Source organism: Acetobacterium sp. (assembly GCF_030652775.1).
In the GTDB taxonomy this organism is placed as follows: Bacteria; Bacillota; Clostridia; order Eubacteriales; family Eubacteriaceae; genus Acetobacterium.
The window spans coordinates 46,666-53,348 of record NZ_JAUSPS010000054.1; the positions used below are offsets into that span (position 1 = coordinate 46,666).

Here is a 6,683-nt window from a genome sequence, read left to right on the forward strand (position 1 = left end):
TAAGCCGTTTTTTATATTTCCGCAATAATATTGCCCATTTCTTCGATGTAATAGCCGTCGATGCCTTCAAATTCCAGCCGGAATTCTTCGGAACGGAGAATTTTAATAATCGTCTGAACCGGAGCCGAGTTGAAATCTTCCTTCTTAATGACCAGTTCATAACGTTCTTTTTGTAGCGGGATAAAATCAATGTCCTTAATCTGGCTGGCCACTTTTTCCTGTCCCACGGCCACATCTGCTCCACCCCGGCCAACCGTGCTGGCAACGGCAAAGTGAGATTGGCTCTCGCGCAGATAGCCGTTAATTGAAGCGCCGTTGATCCCCAGCAGGCGCAGGTGCTCATCCAAAAGGATCCGTGATCCTGAGCCCTTTTCGCGGTTAATGATGGTCAGATTCGGCTGGGCCAGATCAGCCCAGGTGTGAATGTTTTTGGGATTGCCTTTGGCCACATAAAAACCCTGAATCCGGGCGGTCAGATGGATAATAATGGTGGGAACGCCTGGCAGCAGGCGCCGTACATAAGGCAAATTATAATCGCCGCTGTCGCCATCCCAGAGATGGGCAGTAGCAACTTGAACATTACCCTGATAGAGCGCAACCAGGCTGTTATAGCTACCAATATAAGATCGCAGGGTACGGGTTCCCGGTGCTTGCTTTTCAATATGACTGGACAAAACATCCAACATCAAATCCTGCCCACAGATAATAAAATCATTCCCCGAAAAGGTCGGGATTGTCTGGACTAAGGATGGTTGAGAAGGATTGATTACGGATCCCGCCAGCGGTTTCTGAATGCATTTGGAGCTGGCAATGTATTCTTCCACGTCGCTGAGCGTAAAGCGAACCTTTCGGCCGACCTTATAGGAATTCAATTCGCCCCGTTTGATCAACTCATAAACTGTATTCTTGGCTATCTTAAGGATGTCAGCAACATCTTGAGCGGTTAAAGCGGTGTTATTTTCCATATTCATCTCCATGTCGTTAGTTATTAAATGAATTATAACACGTTTCATCACGTTTGACAATTTGCAATTTTAGTTATATTGATTGACAAACGTGATGAAAATTATTATAATAGGAAAAAATAGAAAATAATCCGTTATATAACGTTTCGAATCGTTATATAACGGATTATGGTAATGAAATACTTATTTATAAACATTGATGGACATCGTTTTAAAAACCGCATAAAGATCGCAGCCCTTGGTGATGTTCATGCTTTCCATTGACTTTTTAGTGATCAATGACATCAACGGAATACCGATGTCCAGGACAATTTTGACACCGTCTTCATTTGCAATAAGATCCACCACGGTGCCTTTGAAAATATTTCGGGCACTGCTGGTAAATGGTTCAAGGCTAAGAATAATATCCTCTGGCCGGATGGAAAGCTTCACTTCTCCGGTTAAATCGGTATGAACGTGGATGTTGACATCATCAATTTTGACGAATTGTTCATCTTGTTCCTCAAATACCGTTCCCTGATACTGATTGGCTGAACCCTTTGACTTTAATAAATAGTTTTCGAACTGGGACTGGGAAATACGCAGATGCTTGCCCAGACGATGCGCATCAAGATCCCCCCGTTTGATCATCTCGTAAACTGTGTTTTTAGTTATTTTGAGTTTTTTGCTGATTTCTTCTGGGGTGAATAAAAGTTCGTCATTCACTATGATCGCCTCCTTCTGATTGTTGTTTTATTGACTAATTGCGAGATCATAAAAGCTTCAATTTATTTTTGCATTAAAATAGACAGCGAAGCTGACAGCCATATCGCAATTGCATGGTTGTTTCTATTATAACCAATCTCAGGTGAATGTAAAAGAAATAAAACAGTCTGAAGAGGTTATTTAAAGAAAAACTGATATCGATGTACTGAAAAAAAACAGAATAATCATTTGACTTGAACAATTCTGTTTTGTATAATGAAAAATAATCAAACACAATAAAACATAACTAAAGAAAGAAAAAGGAGAAAAGTGATGAAGTTGTTTAAAAAAGGAATTGTCTTAATCGCATTGTTGTCTATGGTTTTTGCACTGGCAGGGTGTCAGCCAGCAGCCAAGGAGGAAGCGAAGTCTGAACCGGTAGCATTGACCATTTCGGCGGCAGCTAGCTTGAAAGATGCGATGGCAGAAATCCAGACGTTGTATTTAAAAGAAGCGCCTGATACGACCTTAACCCTTAATTTTGGATCATCCGGATCGCTGGCTCAGCAGATTCAGCAAGGCGCAGAGGTAGACGTCTTTATGTCGGCATCATCAAAGGAAATGAATAATGTCAAGGATGCGGGATTTATGAATGACAACACAGTAAAAAACATACTGGGAAATGAAATTGTTTTGGTTGTTCCTAAAGATTCAACAACGACCATTGCCGATTTTGCCCAGGTGGTCGATCCAGCCATTACAAAACTAGCGTTAGGGGAACCGTCAAGCGTTCCAGCTGGTCAATATGCAGTTGATGTGTTTACATATTATAATGTCATGGATCAAATTTCAGACAAAGTTATTTATGGAAAAGACGTAAAAGAGGTTTTAACCTGGGTTGAAACTGGAAATGTCGATGCTGGAGTCGTTTATTCCACTGATGCCAAAATATCAAAGACGGTAAAAATTGTTGCAACAGCTCCACCGGAATCCCATAAGGCGATTGTTTATCCTGCCGGGGTTGTAAAAGCCAGTACAAATGCAGATGCAGCATCGGCTTTTGTAGACTTTTTAAGTACCGCTGCAGCCAAAGAGATTTTTGTTAAATATGGTTTCACAACCTTATAACATTCGATACAAAATGATTATTGAAGGGGGTGATTAGAATTAATTTCGATTTTTCGCCAGCATGGATATCAATTAAGGTTACTTTGACAGCAACGGTCGTAATCTTTTTTCTGGGTCTCATCATTGCCTGGTTAATGACAAATTATAATGGTAAGTGGAAGGGATTAATCGATAGCATTCTAACGCTCCCTCTTGTCCTGCCACCGACCGTAGCAGGATTTGCCATTCTTTTGCTGATTGGGAAAAATGGCCCGGTTGGAAATTTCCTGGAAATATTTGGGGTCAACATTATCTTTTCCTGGTATGCGGCTGTGATTGCGGCCATCGTGGTGGCCTTTCCCCTGATGTACAAAACCACCATGGGAGCCTTTGACCAAATTGATCCGAATCTTCTCAGTGCGGCCAGAACGCTGGGAGCCTCAGAAGCCAAAGTATTCTGGCGGGTAGCTGTTCCGGTTGCCAGACCGGGGATCGCCGCCGCCACAGCGCTGACCTTTGCCCGTTGTCTCGGCGAATTTGGAGCCACCCTGATGGTGGCTGGCAGCATTCCTGGAAAAACCGAAACCATCCCCATTGCCATCTATTTTGCCACCCAGGGCGGAGAGATGCAAGTAGCGCTGATCTGGGTACTGATTATCTTTGCTATTTCGTTAACGGTGCTGGTTATTAACAATTATTGGGAAAGTCATAAAAAGAAACAGCAACGGGGGTTTGGAGGGTAATCGATGGAGTTTGTTATTGACATAAAAAAGAGACTATATGATTTTCAACTGGACGTAAGCCTCCAATCCAAGGAAGAAATTATTGGAATTTTAGGCGCTTCCGGTTCGGGAAAGAGTATGCTACTGCGATGTATCTCCGGACTGGTTAAACCAGATGAAGGCCAAATTATTATTAACAGCAAAACATTTTTCGACTCAGAAAAAAAAATCAACCTGTCGATGCGGGACCGAAAGGTGGGGTTCCTTTTTCAGAACTACGCCCTTTTTCCCAATATGACGATTGCGGAAAATATCGCTTTCGGACTCGACAAGCTGTCTAAGACGGAAAAAAATGAGCGGGTCAGTGCCTTGATGGAAAAATACCATTTGGGTGATATCGGCAAACGATACCCCACGCAAATATCCGGGGGACAGCAGCAGCGGGTGGCCTTAGCCAGAGCGGTAGCAGTTGAACCGGACATCTTATTGTTGGATGAACCATTTTCAGCCTTGGATGTGCATCTCAGAAACCACATGATGCGAGAAATGTCAGAGTTGTTAAAAGAGTTTCAGGGATTGACCCTTTTTGTTACCCATAATCGCGAGGAAGCTTATCGTCTGGCTGACTATATCGCTGTTTTTAAAACCGGAAAGGTCGAAATATTCGGACAGAAAGATGCCATCTTCAAATGGCCGGCCTCATTGGAGACCGCCAAAATAACCGGCTGTAAAAATATTGTGGCAGCAACCCGACTTTCTGAAAATCGGTTGCATGTACCGCAGTGGAATATTTCGCTTACCACGGTCATGAAAATAGAACCGGAAAACGGTTATATGGGGATCAGAGCCAATCAGGTTAAACTGGTGGACGAGCCGGATGACCAGCAAGAAAACTATTTTAAGGTCTGGATCGCTGATGAAAGTGACGGACCCTTTCGAACATCATTGTATTTAAAAATAGGTTCCCGACCGGAATCGATACACGATTTTCATATTCAGTGCGAAATCAGCAGGGAAGAACGCAACCATTTAGATAATCTCAGTGAACCATTTGTCATTTATATCAATCCGGAATTTGTGTTCTTTGTTGATCAATAAATTTAACCACCATTGTCTCATAATTAAAAACAGGAAATCAGCGATCGCTGATTTCCTGTTTTTGCGTTAAAAAGATTGAATAAAGATTTAATCCATAAAAACAATCGATTTATTCATTGTTTAAGACGCCACTGGGTATATAGTAAGAAGTGACACATAAAAACCTGAAAGGCGGGAAAATAGCGATGATGATGGAAAAGCTGTCAACAGTATTAGTGGAAAATCTGGGGCGCTATGAAAAAGGTTTGCTGCTGCCCCAGATACCTCCGATAAAATCAGTGAAGGTTGTTAATCAATCAAGTCTGAATATAAAAGAAAAAAAGAAGGTGGCCGTTTCGGCGGAGATTATTATGAAGAACGGGTTTAATCAAATCCTAAATGCCTATGACCGATTTTTTGAAAATCAGAGCGATCCGGAAGGTGTTCATCAGGTGCGGGTTCGAATCCGCAAGTTTCGGGCGATTCTGGCTTTTTTTATGCCATTATTCAAAAACGAAACCTATCAGCGGCAACAGGATATCCTGAGGAAAATGGGACAGCAATTTAGCGAAGTCCGGCAACTGGATGTTTTACTGGAAGGCGTTTCAGAAATGGAAAAAAATGCGAACCTCGAGATCAGTACCTTCGGGAAGATTAAAGACCATCTTCAAGGCAAACGGGAAATGGCCTTTAATCAGTTAATGGCCGACCTCGAAACGGATGCTTTTGCCCTGGATCTGCTCGACATTTGGGTCTGGAAGCTCAATGATCCCTGGGAAGCAGGGTCACCGGATCTACAAGTGACGCTTAAAGACTATACCGAAAAGTATCTTGATAGTTGGCTGAAAAAAATCAAAAAAAGTATGGAAAATCTGGATATAAAAGATCAGCAGGCGATTCACCGAGTTCGCATCAAAAGTAAAAAACTTCGATATGTCATTGAACAGCTGTCTTCCATTCTTGACCGGAAGACCCGTAAATCGATGGAAGCGTTTGAAAAAATGCAGGACGATCTCGGCTATTACCACGATGTCTTCGCCAACCAACACTTGCTGGAACAGCTTGTTTCCGCGAGTGATGACTGCCACCTCCACTACCAGGCCGGCATCATCATCGGCTGGCAGATGATGGCAGGCAATCGCAAGATCAAGAAATTTATAAATTAAGTAAAAACGTTAGACAAAAAGATAAAGCAGTACCGACAATTGTTACATCATGTTGTGTGCATCAAGGCGGACACGGCGAAGCCTGTCCGAGCTTGCAGCACACAACAGATTAACAATTGGTCGGTACGGTATTTCAATGATAACCGTTAAATATCTCAAATAAACTTTACAGTCAGCTTGTCAGGTGTAAAGATAAGTGCTATACTTTTAATCATCAAAACCCGGTTAAAAGTAGGAGGCATAAAAGAATGAAAGAGATCTTGTTAAAAATAAAAAAACTGAAAAAAGAAAAAGATGCGGTTATATTAGCCCATTATTATGTCAATGATGAAATCCAGGAAATTGCCGATTATGTCGGCGATTCCTATTATCTCAGCAAAATTGCCGTTGAACTGCCCCAAAAAGTGATTGTCTTTTGCGGCGTTACCTTTATGGGCGAAAGCGCCAAAATTCTCAGTCCGGAAAAAACCGTGATCATGCCGGAAGCCCTTGCCGATTGTCCGATGGCTCATATGGCAGCCATCGAGAAAATTGCCGAAGTCCGGGAAAATTACGAGGATCTGGCGGTCGTTTGCTATATTAATTCAACCGCCGAAATCAAAAAATACGTGGATGTCTGTGTGACCTCATCCAATGCGCTAAAAATTGTCCGGGCTTTGCCGCAGCAGAATATTTATTTTGTGCCGGATCAAAACCTCGGCCAATACATTGCCAGTCAGGTTCCGGAAAAGCATTTTATTTTTAATGACGGCTATTGTCACGTCCATGACGAAATCATGATTGACGAGCTGGAAGACGCTAAAGCCGCCCATCCCAATGCCAAAGTGCTGGTGCATCCCGAATGTACGATGACCGTGATTGGCGCTGCCGATTATGTGGGGAGTACCTCGGGAATTATTGATTATGCCACCACCAGCAACGCCGATGAATTTATCATCGGAACGGAAATCGGCATATTATAT

Annotated in this window: 7 protein-coding genes; 5 read left to right on the plus strand and 2 right to left on the minus strand. The window is 42.6% G+C overall.

Annotated features, from left to right (window positions below; translation table 11 throughout):
• Positions 1-11: 11 nt before the first annotated feature.
• Together Q7J41_RS10005 and Q7J41_RS10010 are read right to left on the minus strand one after the other, a co-directional pair.
• Positions 12-965, minus strand: a complete 954-nt coding sequence (locus Q7J41_RS10005; protein ID WP_304887652.1) for a helix-turn-helix transcriptional regulator — start codon at positions 963-965, stop codon at positions 12-14.
• Between the two features lie 183 nt (positions 966-1,148).
• Positions 1,149-1,670, minus strand: a complete 522-nt coding sequence (locus Q7J41_RS10010) for an excisionase family DNA-binding protein (RefSeq protein WP_304887654.1) — start codon at positions 1,668-1,670, stop codon at positions 1,149-1,151.
• Positions 1,671-1,982: 312 nt separating this feature from the next.
• Between Q7J41_RS10010 and modA the strand changes: the two genes are divergently transcribed.
• The 5 genes from modA to nadA form a co-directional block, all read left to right on the plus strand.
• Entirely contained in the window at positions 1,983-2,777 is a 795-nt protein-coding gene (gene modA, locus Q7J41_RS10015; RefSeq protein ID WP_304887655.1) for a molybdate ABC transporter substrate-binding protein, read from the plus strand.
• Between the two features lie 38 nt (positions 2,778-2,815).
• The gene (gene modB / locus Q7J41_RS10020; RefSeq protein WP_304887663.1) at positions 2,816-3,499 is read left to right on the plus strand and encodes a molybdate ABC transporter permease subunit; all 684 of its coding nucleotides are present in this window, start codon (positions 2,816-2,818) and stop codon (positions 3,497-3,499) included.
• A 3-nt stretch (positions 3,500-3,502) separates the two neighbouring features.
• Positions 3,503-4,576 (plus strand): sulfate/molybdate ABC transporter ATP-binding protein, encoded by a 1,074-nt coding sequence (locus Q7J41_RS10025; RefSeq protein ID WP_304887657.1) that lies wholly within the window; start codon positions 3,503-3,505, stop codon positions 4,574-4,576.
• A 185-nt stretch (positions 4,577-4,761) separates the two neighbouring features.
• Positions 4,762-5,721 (plus strand): CHAD domain-containing protein, encoded by a 960-nt coding sequence (locus tag Q7J41_RS10030; protein WP_304887658.1) that lies wholly within the window; start codon positions 4,762-4,764, stop codon positions 5,719-5,721.
• 248 nt (positions 5,722-5,969) lie between these two features.
• Positions 5,970-6,683: quinolinate synthase NadA (gene nadA, locus Q7J41_RS10035; RefSeq protein WP_304887660.1), on the plus strand; the 714-nt coding region annotated here is incomplete at its 3' end.

Excerpts from the sequence above, each read along its gene's own strand:
- Q7J41_RS10005 (WP_304887652.1), bottom strand. The coding sequence starts at position 965 with ATGGAAAATAACACCGCTTTAACCGCTCAAGATGTTGCTGACATCCTT.
- modA (WP_304887655.1), top strand. The coding sequence starts at position 1,983 with ATGAAGTTGTTTAAAAAAGGAATTGTCTTAATCGCATTGTTGTCTATG.
- Q7J41_RS10025 (WP_304887657.1), top strand. The coding sequence starts at position 3,503 with ATGGAGTTTGTTATTGACATAAAAAAGAGACTATATGATTTTCAACTG.
- Q7J41_RS10030 (WP_304887658.1), top strand. The coding sequence starts at position 4,762 with ATGATGATGGAAAAGCTGTCAACAGTATTAGTGGAAAATCTGGGGCGC.